The following is a 17,422-nucleotide window of genomic DNA, read 5'->3' as shown; positions in this document are numbered from 1 at the left end:
TTCTTTGTGTGCCCCAGCCAGCTGCTAGGAGGCTACGCGGCGGTTGCGGTTGCGAGAAGTGGGGCGCAGGATAGCGTCGCGCTCGGACTCGCTGAGGCCGCCCCAGATGCCGTAGGGTTCGCCCACGCTGAGTGCGTGGTTGCGGCACTGCTCAATCACCGGGCACTCACGGCAGATGGCCTTGGCGCGGTGTTCGCGCATGGCACGGGCACGGCCACGCTCGCCATCCGGGTGGAAGAAGACAGAAGAATCAGCCCCGCGGCATGCGCCATGGAGTTGCCATTCCCAAGTCGAAGAAGCAGGTCCCGGAAGCTGGCTGGGCTGTGGCATTAGGTGGTTACTCCTCGTGAAAAGTCAGATGCTCACTTGTAGTGACGTCTGAGAGGTTCCAATCCTTAAATGAACTCTAAGTAACGAACGAGTGCCTTTTGGGTAGCCAAAACCTGTTGTGACATACCTATTTCGCATAGCGGTAGCCACCTACCTGCGGGAACGCCCTTAGTTGAACAATGGATTAACTTGTTTCTACGCCACGCCTAGGTTCCCCCAAAGGGGGTTAAAAAATTCGCTCCTTGCTGCGATCTTCCCGCGATCTTGCTGGGGGATTGCCAGATAAGGCTGCCAGGAAGGTTGAGGTTAGCTGAAAAATCGGAGCAAAAGTGGGAACATGTTTCAGGTTTGTTCAATTGCATTCGCGTGAGGAGAAATCGAACAGTCCCCTTTTAGCCGATCTGGGACTGTCGGCACGGTGTGATAGTTTCAATCCACATTGATAAAGACGTTGATAAAGACGCTCGAGCATTTGACGGAGTAGGGACGATGGCTGCAGACCAGCAGACCGACGAGGAGATTCGAGATCTCCTCCCGGCGGCCATTGCTCAAGACCGTCGCGCCGTTAATCGTCTTATTCAGCTCATCCACCCAAAGGTGGTTCTTTTCTGTCGCGGCAAGCTGAGCATGCACGGCTACCCCACGCCCGATGACGTTGCACAGGACGTCTGCATTGCGGTTGCCAAGGCTCTATCCGGGTACGAGGATCGCGGGGCGCCGTTTATGGCCTTCGTCTACCAGGTGGCGCGAAACAAGATTACTGACGCCTACCGTTTCCAAACCCGGGATATGTCCGATCCGACGGAGGAGCTACCGGAAGAAGAAAGTTTCCAGGATTCGCCTGAAGATGTGTACTTAAGCCAAGATTCATGTAACGATTTAGCTAAGAAGCTCGATATTCTTAGTGAGAAATCACGAGAAATTCTTCTTCTTCGAGTTATTCACGGCTACTCCGCCGAAGAGACCGCGGAGATCGTGGGCTCGAAACCAACGGCCGTTCGAGTTGCCCAGCACCGGGCGGTTATGAAACTAAAAAAGCACGGAATTATTCAACAGTAGGCAGCTACCCTCGGGTAGTTCAGGAAAGAAAAGAGCTCAAGAGCCATGGCGCAGAATGACGGCTTCCGGGAGGGCGAGGAGAACTTTGCCTCCATCCTGGATGTAGATCGCATCCTTGATGCGATCGGCCGCGGCGAGGCGATTCCGGAAACGGAAAACTTTGACTCCAATGACCCTGTTATCGCGGACTTAGTTGCGCACCGTGAGGAGCTCTACCGCGATATTCCGCCCGCGCCGGACGTAAGCTTCCTGTTTACGGAAGACGGCGGCGAAGAATCTGAAGTGGCTGAAGCGGCTGAGGGCGCCAACAACGGTTCGCGTCTGCTGCGCACTAGTGCCAAGGCGGCCGCTGCCGGGGGAGTTTCTCTGACCAGTATGCTGATCGCTGGCGGAGTGGCCGCCGCTATCGCCGTGGGAGGTCTGGGATACGCTGCCTACTCCAGCTCGCAGGGCGCACACGTGAAGCGCGAGACCGTGGCAGAAGAGGAAGCTGTCGATGCGGAGAGCTCTAACAGCCTTGCTGAGGGCTCCACTGGCGGACAAGGTGGCGTCCTCAGTGAAGAGAGCGTCGCAGACAAGCAGAGCCGCGGCGAACAGGGCGACCGTAAGCCCAAGGGCGAGCAGCGCCACGAGGAAAAGAGCAAGCCGAACAAGGCTGCCACGAAGAGCTCCAAGGCTCCTGAGGCGCCGGCTGGGGAGGCAATCCCGACAACCACCATTCTGCTTGGTGGGACGGATGCCCCTGGTGGAGCGGATGCTCCTGAGCAGCCGGGACCGGCGATGGCGATGGGCGCTCCGGCGCCGGCTAACCCCACCGATACGACCTCGAAAACGACGACCTCGAAAACACAGAAGCCAAGCGAGCCTGCGGCACCCCGCCAGGATCGACCGACCCCAACCACGGGCGGGCCACGTAACCCAGAGCCGCTGCCGGTGCTCACCGACTACAACTCCCCCCGCGCGGAAGGCAGCTAACTACTTCCCCCAGAGGAACGGCGGGCGCAGTCCGTGGAACGCGAAATCGATCGCGTCCGCATAGCCCAGGCAATAATCCCAGGTCACGTAATCATTCGGGTTTGGCTGCGCAGAAGGCTCGTGTACTGGCACAAGCTCGTTGTTCAACATTGTGCGAATATTCGACTCGATGATGTCCCAGTCATAGAAATGACTGTCCTCGCAATCCTCACACAGCATGGTGATACCCCGAACCCCGCGCGGTTCCAACAGTTTGCGGAAATCCCGGACGTTCTGCAGGTCCTCCCGCAGAGCCTGAACCTCATCGGGGGACAACGGCGGAACGGCCTCATCAAACTCGTCGGGATCCAGGAACGACGCAGGGTCGTTCGGATCATCGGCGAAAGGGTCCGGCGGCATCTGATCGTGGTTAAAGCTCACACCAACACCGTACCCTGTGGCCCGTAATGCAAGGCAAAAGCATCGTTTCACTACAAACTGGGGGATAGAATGCTTGCAAACTGGGGAATAGATCGGCTACAAACTGGTGAATGAAACGCTGATAAAGTGGGGAATGAAATAGTGACAATTTGATGGATCAAGTGAAAATAGCTGGTGAGGATGACTGTGGAATACCTTCCTAGGGTTGAAGATAAGCGACTGCAGAGCGTCTTAGAACGTGCCGGCGGAGTGCTTATCGAAGGGCCGAAAGGCTGCGGAAAGTCCGCGACAGCGCGCCAAGTAGCGGGCAGCCTCGTGCAGGTGGATACGGACCTTAACCTAGAGACACAGCTCAACACCATGCCGGATCTGGCGCTGGATGGTGCCACTCCCCGTGTTTTCGATGAATGGCAGGAGGAGCCCCGACTATGGAACCTAGTGCGGCATGAGATTGACCGGCGCCAAGCGCCGGGGCAATTCATCCTTACAGGCTCAACTGCGCCGGGGGAGGAGCAGTCCCGCCACTCCGGGGCGGGAAGAATAGCCCGGTTGCGAATGCACACTTTCGGCTTCTACGAGTCTGGCCATTCCAACGGTGCTGTGTCCCTTTCGAAGCTGGTGGAAGAAAGCGAACTGACGCACAACAGTGAAACTGTGTTGGATATCCGAGGGGTCATCGACCGTATGGTCCACGGAGGTTGGCCTGGAAACCGACATTTTTCTACAGCTGTGGCTCAGGAAAACCTGCGTAGCTACGCAGAGACCGTGGCGCACGTAGACATTAATGTCACCGACGGCAGACGTCGGGATCCCGTGAAGGTTCAGGCGCTCTTGCGCTCCTTGGCGCGAGGGGTGGCGACAGAGCAGTCCATTAGCGCGATCGCTACCGATATTGATATTGATCGAGCAACTACTAGGGAGTATCTCACCGCACTACAGCGGATCTTTATTGCCGAGGAGCAACGCGCCTGGTCTTCACATCTGCGTTCGCGTGCCAGTCTCCGCAAGGTGCCGAAACGGCACCTCGCGGATCCTGCGTTGGCTGCAGCTGTGTTGGAGGCATCCCCGGAAAAGCTACTGCAGAACCTTGAATACTCAGGGCAGATGTTTGAATCCCAGGTGGTGCACGACCTGCGTGTGCTCACGGGGCGACAGATCTTCCACGCCCGTGATGCATCCGGGCTAGAGGTAGATGCGGTCTTTGAATCGGCAGGCAGAACGGTGCTTGTGGAGGTTAAGTTGGGACAGAGTTCCCAGGTGCTGAATAGGGCTGCTCAAAACCTACAGGCTTTCGCCGATAGGTTTACCTGGGATACGCCTCCGCTGTTGTTGATCGTTACGGGAGGTAACTTGAGTGTTCGGCTTCCCAGCGGCGTATTCGTCACTTCGTTGACCCACCTGGCACCCTAGTGCGTGCCCCGCCGCGCTGCCTAACCCCGGCACACAAAATCGTGCTGCAAAGGGTTATTCTGTAGTACATCGGCGAAAAGACGGCGAGAAACCCCAGGCACCCAAGCCCTGGCAGGCTAGCGCCGCAGAATTTTCTAGAGGAAGGTCGGGCAACCCGTGACGAACCCAGAGATGAACGCGAAGATGTACCCAGTTTCCACCGGTGGCGACGACCCCAACAAGGTTGCACTGGTTGGACTGACTTTCGATGACGTCTTGCTGCTGCCCGCCGCCTCCGAGGTAATCCCCTCCGGCGTGGACACCTCCACCCAGTTCACTCGCAACATCAACCTGAACATCCCGGTGGCTTCCGCCGCCATGGATACCGTCACCGAGGCTCGCATGGCCGTCGCCATGGCCCGCCACGGCGGCATCGGCGTGCTGCACCGCAACCTGTCAATCGAGGATCAGGCGCAGCAGGTAGAGATTGTTAAGCGCTCCGAAGCTGGCATGGTCACCAACCCGGTCACCGCCACCCCGGACATGACCATCCAGGAGGTAGACGACCTGTGTGCCCGCTACCGCATCTCCGGACTGCCGGTTGTGGATGACGAAGGCGTGCTGGTTGGCATTCTCACCAACCGCGACATGCGCTTCGAAAGCGACTTCAGCCGCAAGGTCTCCGAGGCCATGACGCCCATGCCGCTGGTTGTCGCCCAGGAAGGCGTGTCCGCCGAAGCTGCCCTGAGCCTGCTTTCCGAGAACAAGGTGGAGAAGCTGCCGATCGTCGACGGCGCTGGCAAGCTGACCGGCCTGATCACCGTCAAGGACTTCGCCAAGCGCGAGCAGTACCCGCTGGCTGCTAAGGATTCCTCCGGCCGCCTGCTGGCCGCCGCTGGTATCGGCACCGGCGAGGACGCCTGGACCCGCGCGGGCAACCTGGTGGATGCTGGTGTGGACGTGCTGATCGTCGATACCGCCCACGCCCACAACCGCGGCGTGCTGGACATGGTTTCGCGCGTGAAGAAGGAGTTTGGCGACCGCGTAGATGTCGTCGGCGGCAACCTCGCCACCCGCGAGGCAGCGCAGGCCATGATCGAAGCCGGAGCAGACGGCATCAAGGTCGGTATCGGCCCGGGCTCCATCTGCACCACCCGCGTCGTCGCGGGCGTTGGTGCCCCGCAGATCACAGCCATCATGGAAGCGGCCGTCCCAGCCAAGAAGGCGGGCGTGCCGATCATCGCCGATGGAGGCATGCAGTTCTCCGGCGACATCGCCAAGGCACTGGCGGCTGGGGCGTCCACAGTAATGCTGGGCTCCATGCTCGCCGGATCGGCCGAGACTCCCGGCGAGATCGTGACTATCAACGGCAAGCAGTACAAGCGCTACCGCGGCATGGGCTCCATGGGCGCCATGCAGGGGCGTGGCCTGACCGGCGAGAAGCGCTCCTACTCCAAGGACCGTTACTTCCAGGCCGACGTGCAATCCGAGGAGAAGCTGGTGCCGGAAGGCATCGAGGGCCGTGTGCCGTTCCGCGGCTCCATCGGCTCGATCCTGCACCAGCAGGTTGGCGGCCTGCGCGCTGCCATGGGCTACACCGGCGCGGCGACGATCCCCGAGCTGCACAACGCCCGCTTCGTGCGTATCACCGGCGCGGGGCTGCGCGAATCGCACCCGCACGATGTGCAGGGCATCATGGAAGCGCCGAACTACAACCCGAACCGCTAGAGCCAGCAAGAGCAAGCTAGATCTAGCCAGCTAAAGCACGCCTTTAAGGAGCAATCCAGCCATGCAGGAATACGTTGACATCGGACGTTCGCGCGCTGCCCGCCGGGTGTACGGTCTGAACCAGATTGACATTGTGCCGTCCCGGCGCACCCGCAGCTCGCACGATGTGGATACGTCGTGGAAGATCGACGCTTATTCCTTCGACATCCCGGTGATGACGCACCCGACCGACTCGATCGTCACGCCCGAGTTCGCCATCGAGTTTGGTCAGCTGGGCGGCCTTCCGGTGATCAACGCCGAAGGCCTCTGGGGTCGCGTCGATGACTTGGACGCAGCCCTGCGCGGGGTTGTTGAAGCTGCTCGCAAGGCTGAATCCGCGCTATTCGAGGAGGATGACGCCGCCTCGGACTCAGAGATCTTCGGCGCCAACGCGGAGCTGCAGCGCCTCCACTCCCTGGACCTGAACGTGGACCTGCTGCAGGAGCGGCTGAACCAGGTGCGGGAATCCGGTGTGCGCTTCGCCGTTCGTGTGTCCCCGCAGAACGCCCGCGAGCTCGCGCCGGCGCTGATCAAGTCCGGCATGGACCTGCTGGTGGTTCAGGGCACCCTGGTCTCCGCGGAACACGTGCACCGCGACGGCGAGCCGCTGAACCTGAAGGAGTTCATCGGCAGCTTGGACATCCCGGTGATCGCCGGTGGCGTGGTGGACTACACCACCGCCATGCACCTGATGCGCACCGGCGCGGCGGGTGTGATCATCGGCTCTGGCCACACCACCAACAACGATTCGCTGGGCATCGACGTGCCAATGGCCACCGCCATCGCCGATGCGGCCGCTGCGCGCCGCGACTACCTGGACGAAACGGGCGGCCGCTACGTCCACATCATCGCCGACTCCTCGCTGCGTAATTCCGGTGACGTAGCTAAGGCCATCGCCTGTGGCGCGGATGCCGTTTCTCTGGGGCTTCCCTTGGCCACCGCTGCTTCCGCAGGTGCTCCGAACTGGTACTGGCCGTCCACGGCGGGCCACCCGAAGCTGCCGCGCGGCCTGGTGGAAGAGGTAGGCCTGGGCGACGAGCCGCTGCCGTTGAAGGAGCTGCTGTTCGGCCCAACTGCCAACCCGGTTGGTGGAGAGAACATCATTGGCGCCCTGCGCCGCTCGATGGCTAAGTGTGGATACACGGACATCAAGAGCTTCCAGAAGGTCGACCTAGTCGTTCGTTAGTCGTCCGTTAATACAGAAAGACACAACTGATCTGAATGAAGATTTCCCAGTGGTGGCAGCGCACAACTGACCGGTTGCCGATGCAGCTAGCGGTGCTTTCGTGGGCGTCAATAGTAATCGGCGTGGTGGGAATCATCGCCACGATCGTGCTCTACCTCGGCTACCAGCCGCAGCACGGCGACGAAACTGTGAAGATGAACGTCGGCGCGACCGGCGTGATGGTGGGGCTGTACTTCTTCGCGTTTGCGCTGTTCGGGACGATGATTATCCAGGGGCGCACGTGGGGTGTGTCGGGCTTGGTGCTGACGCACATCACTCTGGTGCTGATCACGATTACGGTGATCCAGGCGGGCGTGTTCTGGCTGGCTATGATCCTCGGCGTGGTGGCGGTGGTATCGCTGGCTCTGATTTTCTCCCCGCAGTCGATGGACTGGTACAAGCAGCGCTTCACGGACGGTCGCGGCTAGCTAGCGACCGGTGTGCCCCGTGGCGCGCAGGTGCGTTAGAGTTAGGGGCGTGACTCAACAAGACCCAGCTGCCGCCGCTCCACGGCCCGTACTTGTCGTGGATTTCGGTGCGCAATACGCACAGCTCATTGCCCGCCGGGTGCGCGAGGTGAACCTGTACTCCGAGGTCATCCCGCACACCATGCCCGCCGACGAGGTTGCCGCGAAGAACCCTGCGGCCCTGATCCTGTCCGGTGGCCCTTCTTCTGTTTATGCAGATGACGCCCCCTCGCTCCAGCCAGGACTGCTGGAGCTGGGGGTGCCGGTATTCGGCATCTGCTACGGCTTCCAAGCGATGACCCAGGCCATGGGGGGAACCGTGGCGAAGACCGGCCTGCGCGAGTACGGCCGTACCGAGCTGCAGATCCAGCCCGAGGCTGGTGTGCTGCACGGGGACATGGGGGACAGCCAGCAGGTGTGGATGAGCCACGGCGATTCCGTCTCTGAGGCACCGGAGGGCTTCACCGTGACCGCCCGCACCGAGGGCGCGCCGGTGGCTGCTTTCGAGTGCCCGGAGAAGCGTATGGCGGGAGTGCAGTACCACCCTGAGGTGCTGCACTCTCCGAAGGGCCAGGAGGTGCTGCGCCGCTTCCTGCTGGAAACCGCTGGGCTGGAGCCGACGTGGACCGCAGGCAACATTGCCGAGCAGCTGATCGAGCAGGTGCGCGAGCAGATCGGCGACGAAGGACGCGCTATCTGCGGCCTGTCCGGTGGCGTGGATTCCGCCGTGGCGGCCGCGCTGGTGCAGCGTGCGATTGGTGACCGTCTGACCTGTGTGTTCGTCGACCACGGTCTGCTGCGCGCCGGTGAGCGCGAGCAGGTGGAGAAGGACTTTGTGGCCGCCACTGGCGCGAAGCTGGTGACGGTGGACGAGCGCGAGGCGTTCCTGCAGAAGCTGGCCGGCGTGACCGAGCCGGAGGCTAAGCGCAAGGCCATCGGCGCGGAATTTATTCGCTCCTTCGAGCGTGCCGTGGCGGGCGTGCTGGCCGATGCTCCGGAGGGGTCCAGCGTGGACTTCCTGGTGCAGGGCACCCTGTACCCGGATGTCGTTGAATCCGGCGGCGGCACCGGCACCGCGAATATCAAGAGCCACCACAACGTCGGCGGCCTGCCGGACGACGTGGAGTTTGAGCTGGTGGAGCCGCTGCGCCTGCTGTTCAAGGACGAGGTGCGCGCCGTGGGTCGCGAGCTGGGTCTGCCGGAGGAAATCGTGGCGCGCCAGCCGTTCCCGGGGCCGGGTCTGGGCATCCGCATCATCGGCGAGGTGACGGAGGAGCGCCTGGAGACGCTGCGTGCTGCCGACGCTATCGCCCGTGCTGAGCTGACCGCCGCGGGCTTGGATGACGTGATCTGGCAGTGCCCGGTGGTGCTGCTGGCGGACGTGCGTTCCGTGGGCGTGCAGGGCGATGGCCGCACCTATGGTCACCCGATTGTGCTGCGCCCGGTATCCAGTGAGGATGCGATGACGGCCGACTGGACCCGCATTCCTTTCGACGTGTTGGAGAAGATCTCCACGCGCATCACCAACGAGGTGGAGGAAGTAAACCGCGTGGTGCTGGACGTCACCAGCAAGCCGCCGGGAACCATCGAGTGGGAGTAAGGGCGGCTTTTCGCCCGGCTTAGAAATTTTTTAGAGGAAACTTTCGAAATACTGATTTCGCCTCCCTAACTAGGTTATGCTTTAGCGCGAAGTTGTTTGCAGGCTCATGCAAAAATGATCGAAAGGTATTCCTCTATGGCTTCTAAGTTTGTTCGTAGCGCAACCGCTATTGCCGCAGCATCTGCACTGGCTTTCGGTGGCGTAAGTGTTGCGTCCGCCGCGCCGGCTGGTTCCCTGGGTGGCCTGACTGGCTCCCTGGGTGGCAAGAAGGATCTGGATACCCCGGAGGGGGACAAGGTCAAGCTGGGTAACGTTGGTGGCCCGGCCTGGAATGTTGACGTGTACAAGCAGGTTCACGGCGCAACCACCGTTGCTCCGGGCGCTACCGTGAAGACCCGTGTTGGGGTTCAGGGTGTGAAGGGTGATACCCGCATCGACGAGGTTCTTGAGTGGATGCCGAAGGGTTTCAAGCTGGCCAAGGTTGAGCGCATCAAGGGCGGTCTGATTGGCAACTCTGTCCACGAGCTGGGTCAGTCCGAGTACGCAGTGAAGCAGACCGATGACCGTACCGAGGTTCGCGTTTCTTGGACGGAGGGTCTGCTGATTAAGCAGAAGCCCAAGGTTAATGCCGCCACTCCGCTGCTGCTGGATTTCACCTGGAAGGCTCCGGAGAAGGAGGGTACCTACAAGAACGGTGCAGGTGTGAAGGTCGGCGCTGTTGTGAACAACAACAAGGTCTTCGATAATGGCACCCCGATCGTGGTGAAGAAGGGTGCGGCTCCGGCCGGCTCCGGTGCTTCCGGCAGTCTGTCCGGAAGCCTCTCTGGCTCCTAATAGAAGCTGAAATAGTTTTTCGGCCCGCACTCCCCAAGCGCCGGGGAGTGCGGGCCGTTTGCTTGCGCGCAGTGCTCTTTGAGCGCTACTTCTTCTTGGTTTTGTCGATCGGCTTGATGTGCGCGGTGCCGTCGATGTGTGGGTAGATGAACCAGGTGTACGCGCTGGCGATGACCCACGCGATGGCCATGAGTACCCACGAGCGCGTATTCAGTAGCGGGAGCGCCATCAGTGCGATCCATAGTGGGAACAGGGGTGCGACCTGCGCTGCGCTGGTGCGGTAGCGCTCGCCACGCTTTTCCACCTCCGCACGTACCTGTCGGCGGTAAGGGTGGCTAAACGTCAGGAGTAGCGCCGCGCCGACGTTGAGAATCAGCACGATCACTTGAAAGCCGGGCGCGAGCGGCGCGACCATAATGCCCACTGCCAGGCCGAAGAGTACCGAGGCGGCGGCGCGCACGGGCGTGGGCGGGGCGATGACGGGCTCGTTGCGGTTTGTTGGGCTCATGGTTGCCCATTTTAGGTGACGCCACCTTCTCCGCCCCTTTCAACCTGCGTCTTTGTTTCTGCGCTTGACGCTGCTGCGCGGGGAGGGATATATTCGACCCCATCGCGTTAGAACACGTGTTCTAATATGTGTTGTGTGCGGAGTAGGCCTGTACATGGACGCTGATAGAACATGCGGTGTCGAAAAAGGGAAGGGAGGTGGCAACCATGGCGCAGTCTGCAGGAGAATCTGCGGCGCAGGCGACGATTGCCAGCCTGCGGCGCAAGATGCAGCAGATCGAATCCGGGGGAGCTCCGATGGCCAGCGCCTCGAGTGCGGCGGTGCTGGGATCGGCACCGGCCGGGAAGGGGGCGTCACAAAGAAAAGAAGCACAAAGAAGAGACAGCGTGCGTGTCGCACCGGTTCCGGCGTGGCTGGCCGAGCACCTGCCGGGTGGCGGGGTGGCGCGTGGGCAGGCGACGCAGATTTCGGATTGCCCGGCGGTGCTGGTGGATGTGCTGGCGCACCTGACGGCGCAGGGGATGTGTGTGGCGGTGGTCGATTATCCGCGGCTGGCGATCGCGGCGGTGGCGGCTGCCGGCGGCAACGTGGAACGGCTGGTGCTGGTGCCGGATTCCACCCCGCACACGGCGGCGGTGCTGGGCACGCTGGTGGAAGGGATGGATGTGGTGCTGTTTGCGGCGGGCGGACAGTTAGGCAAGCAGGGCGGGCAGAGCGGACAGGGGGGACGGAGTAGTGGTGGTTCCGTAACTCCGACTTTCGCGCGACCTGTGGAGGCGCGGCTGCGGAAGAGCGAGTGCGCTTTGCTGGTGTGTGGAAAGGCGTGGCCGCAGGCCAGGATGCACGTAGAGCTGCAGGTATGCGGTGTGCTGGGGCTGTGTCGCGGGAGTGGGCGCATCCGTGCCGTGGAGGTCGCGGGGCGCGTGTGGGGTAAGGCTCAGCCGCCGAGTGCGGTGCGGGCGACGATTGGTGCAGAGAGCGTAGCGGGCACAGCGGGCACAGTGGGCACAGCGGATACAGAGGATACGGCACATGCGCACTCCGGATAGCGTGGTGCGGGCGGCGCCTGCGACCCACAATAGGCGGGTGGCAGTGCTATGGTTCCCGGATTGGCCGGTGTACGTCCAGGCTCAGTCGCGCGGGTGGGACGTGCTGGCGCCCGCCGCGGTGATCGCCGATTACCGGGTGCTGGCCTGCAATGCGGCCGCGCGCGCCCAGGGGATCAGGATCGGCATGAAGCAGCGGCACGCGCTGGCGGCGTACCCGCAGCTGAACGTCGCGGCGGACGATCCCACCCGGCAGGCCTCCGTGCACGAGGACGTGCTGGCCGCGCTTCAGGACGTCAGCGCAGTCGTGGAGACCCTACGCCCCGGACTGCTGGCCTTCCCGGTGGACGCGCTAGCCAGGTACTACGGCGACGAGGCCAACGCGGTGGAGAAACTGCTGGATGCCGCCGCGCGGTTACACGCCGACTGCCTGGCCGGCGTGGCCGATGACTTGGTCTCGGCGGTCTGGGCGGCCCGGCTGGGCAAGAGCATTCCTGTGGGAGGGGGTGCGGAGTTCATCGCGGGGTTGCCGATCAGCGTGCTGAGCATCGAACCGGAGCTGCGCGCCCCGGCACACCTCAGCGCCACCTTGCAGCAGCTGGGGCTGCGTACGATGCGCGATTTTGCTGGGTTGCCGCGCGCGGACGTGGCCGCGCGCTTCGGGCAGGAGGCCGTGGAGTGGCACCGCATCGCCAGCGGGCACGTCGACCGGGATGTGGCACCCCGGCGGCAACGGGAAGACCTAGAGCTGCGCTATGAGGCCGATGAGCCCATCGCACGTACAGAAACCGCCGCATTCATTGCCCGGCACGTGGCCACTGCGCTGCACAACAAGCTCTTCGCAGCTGGCGAGGCCTGCCTGCGTTTGGCTGTGCGAGCCTACCTGGAACCCCCGGTGGGATACACCGGGCCGACTGTCATCGAGAGACTGTGGCGCTGTCGCGAACCGCTCTCGGAACAGGACACAGCCCAGCGGGTGCGCTGGCAGCTCGACGGCTGGCTAACCCGACTGCGCGCCAGGGCGGGGAATGCTGGCGAAGCGAGAGTGCACGGCGGCGGGCTAGGCGGAGTAGACGGAGGGGGCGACGAGGCCGACTGGGCGGACAACACCGTCGGGGTGACGTGTATCGAACTCGTACCCGTGGAGACTGTCCCGGCGGGCAGCCTGGCCGCGCCACTGTGGGGCGGGCCAGATGAAGGCATCCGCGCCGCACGTGCCGCCGCCGGGCGGGCGCAAGCACTGATCGGCATGAACCGCGTGCTTCGTCCCATCCACCGCGGAGGCCGTGCCGTAGCTCGCCGTATCGCCACCGTGCCCTATGGCGAGGACGACCCGGAGGAGGTAACCGCCCTGCCGACCCGCCAATGGGAAGGGCAGCTGTTGCCCCCTCTGCCAGGGCTGATCGGCTCGCCGACCAGTGATGATGGCACCCCCGGTGCCAGCGGTCGCAACTCCGGTGGCCGTGGCCCCAGCGAGCGCAACCCCAGCACTGCCCACCCAGCAGCACGCCTGGCGCTGCTGGACCGCCACGGTGATGCCGTGTACGTCACCGGCCGCGGGCTGATGAGCTCCCCGCCGGAAACCCTGCGCTGGGGTGCCCGGCGGCTCCGCATCACCGGATGGGCCGGCCCCTGGCCGGTCGACGAGCACTGGTGGGCCGAGGGGAAGCGCTACGCCCGGCTGCAGATCGCAGCCCGCGAGGAAACCCATAGTGAGCCCCACAGCGGACACCACAAAGGCGCCCCCAAAGACCACGCATTCCTGCTGGTGTGCAAAGGGAAGCAGTGGCGGATCGAAGCGAGTTATTAGCCCCGCCTGCAGCTTCCAACTTGGTACTGTTGTAGGCATGCCTACAACTAGAAACGCGCAGGCCGGACAGCCCGAAACCGGGCAGCCCGCCACTCAGACCTCCGGCGGAATCTACGCGGACATGTGCTCCCAGCAGACCGACGAGGCCCTTCCCGGCACCGCCAAGCCGGGCAAGATCATTCTCGCTCTCGAGTTCGTCACCAACTGGGGCCACGACATCCTCGACGGCACCGCGCTAGGGGAGGAGCTCACCGAAAAAGTTGAGAAGTTCCTCAAGGACAACGGCGCCCAGCTGCAGTTCATCCGCCGCCCCGGCCGCGAAGGCCAGCAGCGCGCAGCCAGTTCCACCCGGCAGCTCTACATCAGCTGGGCCGAAGGCTACGGCGACGACCCCACGCCCATCCTCGAAAGCCTGCAAGTCTCTGGCCCCGAAGCGCTGCTGGATCTCGACCTCAGCGCCCCCGGCGCCGCCGGTGGCCAGCGCATCGACGGTCCACTGCTGCTGGTGTGCACCCACGGCAAGCGCGACAAGTGCTGCGCGGTTTTCGGCCGTCCGGTAGCCGACGAGCTCACCGCCAAGTACGGCCAGATGGTCTGGGAATCCTCCCACACCAAGGGGCACCGCTTCGCCCCCTCCATGATCCTGCTGCCCCACAACTACTCCTACGGCCAGCTCGGCACCACGGGTGCCAGCAGCATGCTGGAGCGCGCCAAGCAAGGCGAGCTGTGGCTGGAGGGCTGCCGCGGCCGCGGGGTCTGGGATCCAGTTGGCCAGGTCGCGGAACTGGCCGTGGCGGAGAAGCTGGCCAGCGAAGGTCGCCACGTCAAGCTCGCCAGCATGCGCGTGACCAAGCCGGAAGCGGCCGGAGACGCAGACTCCGCCACCGAGGTGCGCGTCGTAACCATTCGCCCAGAAGCGGGCACGGAAGCGAATCCAGAAGTGGGCACAGATGCGAACTCAGCAGCCGGCGCAGAACAAGAAATCACGGTTCGCCTGAGCGCGCACCCAGGCGGAACCTCCGTTCCCTCCTGCGGCAAGAAGCCCAAGCAGACCGTGACGTGGGTCGCGGAATTCTAAACGCACGACGAAACCCCGGGCTAATTCATTGAACTGAACTAGCCCGGGGTTTCGTGCTCTCTAGCAGCGCGTGCTGACTAGCGGCGCATGATCTTCTTCGACAGCCAGTTTCCGCCCAGCTGCGCGATCTGCACGATCACGATGATCACTGCGACGGTCGTCCACGTAACGGCGTCATTAAACGAGCGGTAACCGTAGACAATCGCGAAGTCACCCAGACCACCTGCACCGATGTAACCAGCCATGGCGGACATATCCACGATGGCGATGAACATGAAGGTGAAGCCCAGGATCAGCGGGCCCAGCGCCTCGGGGATGATCACCGTGAAGATGATCTTCAGCGGCGAGGCACCCATCGCCTTGGCGGCCTCGATCACGCCCGGGTCGATCGCCACCAGGTTCTGCTCGAAAATACGCGCAGCGCCGAAGGTGGCGGCGACGACCATGCCGACGATGGCCGCTTCCGTACCGATACGGCTCTGCACCACCAGGTCCGTCAGCGGGCCGATAGCAGTCAGCAAAATGATGAACGGGATCGGGCGGATGAAGTTCACCAGGAAGTTCGTGATCCAGTAGACCACCCGGTTCTGCAGAATGCCGCCCTTGCGGGTGGTGTACAGCAGCAGGCCGATGATCAGGCCCAGTACCGAGGAGATCAGCAGCGTGATCGAGACCATGTACAGCGTCTCGAAAATCGCCTTCTGGAACGTGTTGCCGTAGCGGTCCCAATCCATTTGCGCGAGGGTCATCGTGTTCATCGGATCTCCTCAATCTCGGTGGAATCCTGCATGTGGCTGTGGAATTCCTCGATTGCCTTCTCGCCGTCGGCATTGTGGGCCGTCAGGCGCAGGGTAAGGCGGCCGAAACTGTGGTTCTGGAGGGTGGTGACGCCACCGTGGACGATGTTTACCGTCACCCCTGCAGCGGACAGCTTCGAGATGGCATCGAAAAACCCGATCCCCTCGGCCATGGTCACAGTGAAGAGACGACCGTTTTCGGACTGCAGCGCCTCCGCCTCGACCATGTCGGGGGTGTTGCGCAGCGAGGTGGCCACGAAGTTGGCGGCAGTCTTCGTCTGCGGGTTGGAAAATACCTCGTAGACGCTGCCCTGCTCCACGATGCGGCCGTTTTCCATCACGATCACGGAGTCGGCGATGGAACGCACAACCTCCATCTCGTGGGTGATCACCACGATGGTGATGCCGAGCTCGCGGTTCACTTTACGCAGCAGCTCCAGCACGTCGCGGGTGGTGGAGGGGTCCAGCGCGCTGGTGGCCTCGTCGGCCAGCAGCAGGCTGGGGTTGGTGGCCAGCGCGCGGGCGATGCCGACGCGCTGCTTCTGGCCACCGGACAGCTGCTCCGGATAGGCCTTGCCCTTATCGGACAGGCCGACGAACTCCAGCAGTTCCTTGACGCGCTCTTCCCGCTGCTGCTTGGGCATACCCTGCAGGCGCAGTGGGTAGGCGACGTTGCCTGCCACGTTGCGGGAGGAGAACAGGTTGAACTGCTGGAAGATCATGCCGATGTCGCTGCGCAGCTTGCGCATCTGCGATTCCGGCAAGGGAACGATGTCCTGGCCTTCCAGCAGGATCTGCCCGCTGGTGGGGCGGTCCAGGCCGTTGATCTGCCGGACAAGGGTGGACTTGCCGGCGCCGGAGTAGCCGATGATGCCGACGATGGAGCCCGCCGGGATCTGCGTGTTGATGTCCTGCAGAGCGTGAATTTCCTTCTTGCCCTGCTTGAAGACCTTCGTCACGTCACGGAAGACGATCTCCGTGCCGGTACTGCCGGTACTGCCGGCAGCGCCGGTGTTGCCGGCGCTGGGCTGGTCGACGCCAGGTTGTGCGTCTGTAGCCATAGGGAACCTCTTTTAAGAGTTGGGGTTAGTAGTGCCGATTGGGCCTACTTCTTGATCTGGTCCTCAGTGTCCTTCAGAACCTTAGCCAGCTCCTCCGGGCCCATCTGGACCTGGACGGAGGTGCCCTTGGACTGCTCGTTCAGTGCATCCTGAACGTCCTTGGAGTGCCAGACCTCAACGAGCTTCTTCAGATCCTCGTCGTCCTTGTTCTCCTCGGTGGTGACGAAGGCGTTGATGAACGGCTTGGCGGACTCTGCCTTCGGGTCATCCTCGACGATGGCGGACTTCGGGTCGATGTTGCCGCGCTCCAGGAAGGAGTTGTTGATGACGGCCGGGGTGCCGTCCTTGTAGGCGGTCACAGTCTGGGCGGCGTCCACCGGGGTGACCTTGACCTTGGACTTACCCTCGTCGATGTCGGCCGGGGTCGGGGAGAGGATCTTGTCATCCTTCAGCTTCACCAGGCCAGCGGATGCCAGCACGTGCAGGGCGCGGCCCTGGTTGGTCGGGTCGTTCGGGATGGCAACCTCGCCGGCTTCCTCGATGTCCTTGACCTCGCTGTGGTCCTGGTAGTACACGCCCAGCGGGATGATCTCGGTGGCGCCGATCGGCACCAGGTTGGAGTCGTTGTTGACGTTGTAGTCAGCCAGGAACATCAGGTGCTGGAAGTTGTTGACGTCGATCTCGCCGTCGGCCAGCGCGCGGTTCGGCAGGCTGTAGTCGCCGAACGGAACCAGTTCAACGTTCAGGCCTTCTTCCTTGGCCTTTTCCTCAAACACCTGCCACTGCTTCTGGCCCTGGTCGGTGGTGCCGACCTTGATCGTGTCGTCGTCACCGCCGCAGGCGGTCAAGCTGAAGGCCATAACTGCTGCAGCTACACCGGCTGCTACTTTACGGCGAAGGGACATGGGATCCTCCTGGATAGTCATGGGGCCCGGTGCTCTGTCGAATGTCCGGGCTGAACTGTGCGATTAAAGTAGCACTCTAAACCAGAATGAACAACTTAGTCTAGTCTCAGTTTTGGCCGCCCTTGAGGGGAGTTTGCCCACTCTGGCGAAT

At 62.7% G+C, this 17,422-nt stretch carries 17 protein-coding genes; 11 read left to right on the top strand and 6 right to left on the bottom strand.

From position 1 onward, the window contains the following. Nucleotides 1-24: 24 nt before the first annotated feature. Nucleotides 25-330 (bottom strand): WhiB family transcriptional regulator, encoded by a 306-nt coding sequence (locus JQ46_RS10885; protein ID WP_005291806.1) that lies wholly within the window; start codon nt 328-330, stop codon nt 25-27. 489 nt (nt 331-819) lie between these two features. On the opposite strand from JQ46_RS10885, the gene JQ46_RS01625 reads away from it, so the two are divergent. Together JQ46_RS01625 and JQ46_RS01620 are read left to right on the top strand one after the other, a co-directional pair. After that, nucleotides 820-1,389 carry a sigma-70 family RNA polymerase sigma factor gene (locus JQ46_RS01625; protein ID WP_034984938.1) on the top strand — a complete coding sequence of 190 codons (570 nt, stop codon included), beginning with the start codon at nt 820-822 and terminating at the stop codon, nt 1,387-1,389. A gap of 45 nt (nt 1,390-1,434) precedes the next feature. Continuing rightward, nucleotides 1,435-2,364 (top strand): hypothetical protein, encoded by a 930-nt coding sequence (locus JQ46_RS01620; RefSeq protein ID WP_034984937.1) that lies wholly within the window; start codon nt 1,435-1,437, stop codon nt 2,362-2,364. Here JQ46_RS01620 and JQ46_RS01615 read toward each other — a convergent pair whose 3' ends face one another. Next, nucleotides 2,365-2,763, bottom strand: coding sequence for a DUF5319 domain-containing protein (locus JQ46_RS01615; RefSeq protein ID WP_034985018.1), 399 nt, complete (start codon nt 2,761-2,763; stop codon nt 2,365-2,367). Between the two features lie 270 nt (nt 2,764-3,033). Here JQ46_RS01615 and JQ46_RS01610 point away from each other — a divergent pair, with 270 nt between their 5' ends. The 6 genes from JQ46_RS01610 to JQ46_RS01585 all read left to right on the top strand — a co-directional run bounded on the left by JQ46_RS01610 (nt 3,034) and on the right by JQ46_RS01585 (nt 10,066). After that, complete coding sequence (locus JQ46_RS01610; protein ID WP_237744667.1) at nt 3,034-4,194, top strand: ATP-binding protein; 1,161 nt, start codon at nt 3,034-3,036, stop codon at nt 4,192-4,194. Between the two features lie 171 nt (nt 4,195-4,365). After that, nucleotides 4,366-5,901, top strand: coding sequence for an IMP dehydrogenase (gene guaB / locus JQ46_RS01605; RefSeq protein ID WP_034985015.1), 1,536 nt, complete (start codon nt 4,366-4,368; stop codon nt 5,899-5,901). 61 nt (nt 5,902-5,962) lie between these two features. After that, a complete protein-coding gene (locus tag JQ46_RS01600; protein WP_034984934.1) occupies nt 5,963-7,126 on the top strand; it encodes a GuaB3 family IMP dehydrogenase-related protein in 1,164 nt (387 codons plus the stop codon). 35 nt (nt 7,127-7,161) lie between these two features. After that, nucleotides 7,162-7,593 (top strand): membrane protein, encoded by a 432-nt coding sequence (locus tag JQ46_RS01595; protein WP_034984932.1) that lies wholly within the window; start codon nt 7,162-7,164, stop codon nt 7,591-7,593. 49 nt (nt 7,594-7,642) lie between these two features. Then, the gene (gene guaA / locus JQ46_RS01590) at nt 7,643-9,232 is read left to right on the top strand and encodes a glutamine-hydrolyzing GMP synthase (RefSeq protein WP_080719471.1); all 1,590 of its coding nucleotides are present in this window, start codon (nt 7,643-7,645) and stop codon (nt 9,230-9,232) included. Between the two features lie 135 nt (nt 9,233-9,367). Next, nucleotides 9,368-10,066, top strand: a complete 699-nt coding sequence (locus JQ46_RS01585) for a hypothetical protein (protein ID WP_034984928.1) — start codon at nt 9,368-9,370, stop codon at nt 10,064-10,066. An 85-nt stretch (nt 10,067-10,151) separates the two neighbouring features. On the opposite strand, the gene JQ46_RS01580 is transcribed toward JQ46_RS01585, so the two are convergent. Then, complete coding sequence (locus JQ46_RS01580) at nt 10,152-10,574, bottom strand: hypothetical protein (RefSeq protein WP_034984927.1); 423 nt, start codon at nt 10,572-10,574, stop codon at nt 10,152-10,154. A gap of 206 nt (nt 10,575-10,780) precedes the next feature. On the opposite strand from JQ46_RS01580, the gene JQ46_RS01575 reads away from it, so the two are divergent. The 3 genes from JQ46_RS01575 to JQ46_RS01565 are packed head-to-tail and all read left to right on the top strand — an operon-like array spanning nt 10,781 to nt 14,508. Further along, on the top strand, nt 10,781-11,623 hold the full coding sequence (locus tag JQ46_RS01575) for a hypothetical protein (protein ID WP_005291781.1): 843 nt from the start codon (nt 10,781-10,783) through the stop codon (nt 11,621-11,623). After that, nucleotides 11,607-13,430 carry a Y-family DNA polymerase gene (locus tag JQ46_RS01570; RefSeq protein WP_051876191.1) on the top strand — a complete coding sequence of 608 codons (1,824 nt, stop codon included), beginning with the start codon at nt 11,607-11,609 and terminating at the stop codon, nt 13,428-13,430. Before JQ46_RS01575 ends, JQ46_RS01570 begins: the two co-directional genes overlap by 17 nt. A 37-nt stretch (nt 13,431-13,467) precedes the next feature. Then, nucleotides 13,468-14,508: a sucrase ferredoxin gene (locus JQ46_RS01565; protein WP_005291777.1), complete on the top strand. Its 1,041-nt coding sequence runs from the start codon at nt 13,468-13,470 to the stop codon at nt 14,506-14,508. A 77-nt stretch (nt 14,509-14,585) separates the two neighbouring features. Here JQ46_RS01565 and JQ46_RS01560 read toward each other — a convergent pair whose 3' ends face one another. From JQ46_RS01560 to JQ46_RS01550, 3 genes are read right to left on the bottom strand one after another with little or no spacing between them, the layout of a single operon-like run. Continuing rightward, complete coding sequence (locus JQ46_RS01560; RefSeq protein WP_034984925.1) at nt 14,586-15,266, bottom strand: methionine ABC transporter permease; 681 nt, start codon at nt 15,264-15,266, stop codon at nt 14,586-14,588. Then, nucleotides 15,263-16,366, bottom strand: a complete 1,104-nt coding sequence (locus JQ46_RS01555) for a methionine ABC transporter ATP-binding protein (RefSeq protein WP_034984923.1) — start codon at nt 16,364-16,366, stop codon at nt 15,263-15,265. Before JQ46_RS01555 ends, JQ46_RS01560 begins: the two co-directional genes overlap by 4 nt. A gap of 44 nt (nt 16,367-16,410) precedes the next feature. Further along, nucleotides 16,411-17,271: a MetQ/NlpA family ABC transporter substrate-binding protein gene (locus tag JQ46_RS01550; protein WP_034985012.1), complete on the bottom strand. Its 861-nt coding sequence runs from the start codon at nt 17,269-17,271 to the stop codon at nt 16,411-16,413. Nucleotides 17,272-17,422 lie beyond the last annotated feature (151 nt).

Source organism: Corynebacterium jeikeium, from assembly GCF_000738175.1.
Classification (GTDB): domain Bacteria; phylum Actinomycetota; class Actinomycetes; order Mycobacteriales; family Mycobacteriaceae; genus Corynebacterium; species Corynebacterium jeikeium_C.
The sequence above is the reverse complement of the archived record's forward strand: the minus strand, read 5'-3'. Positions and strand labels throughout refer to the sequence as shown.

What these genes read in the sequence shown, in the direction of transcription:
- JQ46_RS10885 (WP_005291806.1), bottom strand. Translation starts at nt 330, where the DNA reads ATGCCACAGCCCAGCCAGCTTCCGGGACCTGCTTCTTCGACTTGGGAA.
- JQ46_RS01625 (WP_034984938.1), top strand. Translation starts at nt 820, where the DNA reads ATGGCTGCAGACCAGCAGACCGACGAGGAGATTCGAGATCTCCTCCCG.
- JQ46_RS01620 (WP_034984937.1), top strand. Translation starts at nt 1,435, where the DNA reads ATGGCGCAGAATGACGGCTTCCGGGAGGGCGAGGAGAACTTTGCCTCC.
- JQ46_RS01615 (WP_034985018.1), bottom strand. Translation starts at nt 2,763, where the DNA reads ATGCCGCCGGACCCTTTCGCCGATGATCCGAACGACCCTGCGTCGTTC.
- guaB (WP_034985015.1), top strand. Translation starts at nt 4,366, where the DNA reads ATGAACGCGAAGATGTACCCAGTTTCCACCGGTGGCGACGACCCCAAC.
- JQ46_RS01600 (WP_034984934.1), top strand. Translation starts at nt 5,963, where the DNA reads ATGCAGGAATACGTTGACATCGGACGTTCGCGCGCTGCCCGCCGGGTG.
- JQ46_RS01595 (WP_034984932.1), top strand. Translation starts at nt 7,162, where the DNA reads ATGAAGATTTCCCAGTGGTGGCAGCGCACAACTGACCGGTTGCCGATG.
- JQ46_RS01585 (WP_034984928.1), top strand. Translation starts at nt 9,368, where the DNA reads ATGGCTTCTAAGTTTGTTCGTAGCGCAACCGCTATTGCCGCAGCATCT.
- JQ46_RS01580 (WP_034984927.1), bottom strand. Translation starts at nt 10,574, where the DNA reads ATGAGCCCAACAAACCGCAACGAGCCCGTCATCGCCCCGCCCACGCCC.
- JQ46_RS01575 (WP_005291781.1), top strand. Translation starts at nt 10,781, where the DNA reads ATGGCGCAGTCTGCAGGAGAATCTGCGGCGCAGGCGACGATTGCCAGC.
- JQ46_RS01570 (WP_051876191.1), top strand. Translation starts at nt 11,607, where the DNA reads ATGCGCACTCCGGATAGCGTGGTGCGGGCGGCGCCTGCGACCCACAAT.
- JQ46_RS01565 (WP_005291777.1), top strand. Translation starts at nt 13,468, where the DNA reads ATGCCTACAACTAGAAACGCGCAGGCCGGACAGCCCGAAACCGGGCAG.
- JQ46_RS01560 (WP_034984925.1), bottom strand. Translation starts at nt 15,266, where the DNA reads ATGAACACGATGACCCTCGCGCAAATGGATTGGGACCGCTACGGCAAC.
- JQ46_RS01555 (WP_034984923.1), bottom strand. Translation starts at nt 16,366, where the DNA reads ATGGCTACAGACGCACAACCTGGCGTCGACCAGCCCAGCGCCGGCAAC.
- JQ46_RS01550 (WP_034985012.1), bottom strand. Translation starts at nt 17,271, where the DNA reads ATGTCCCTTCGCCGTAAAGTAGCAGCCGGTGTAGCTGCAGCAGTTATG.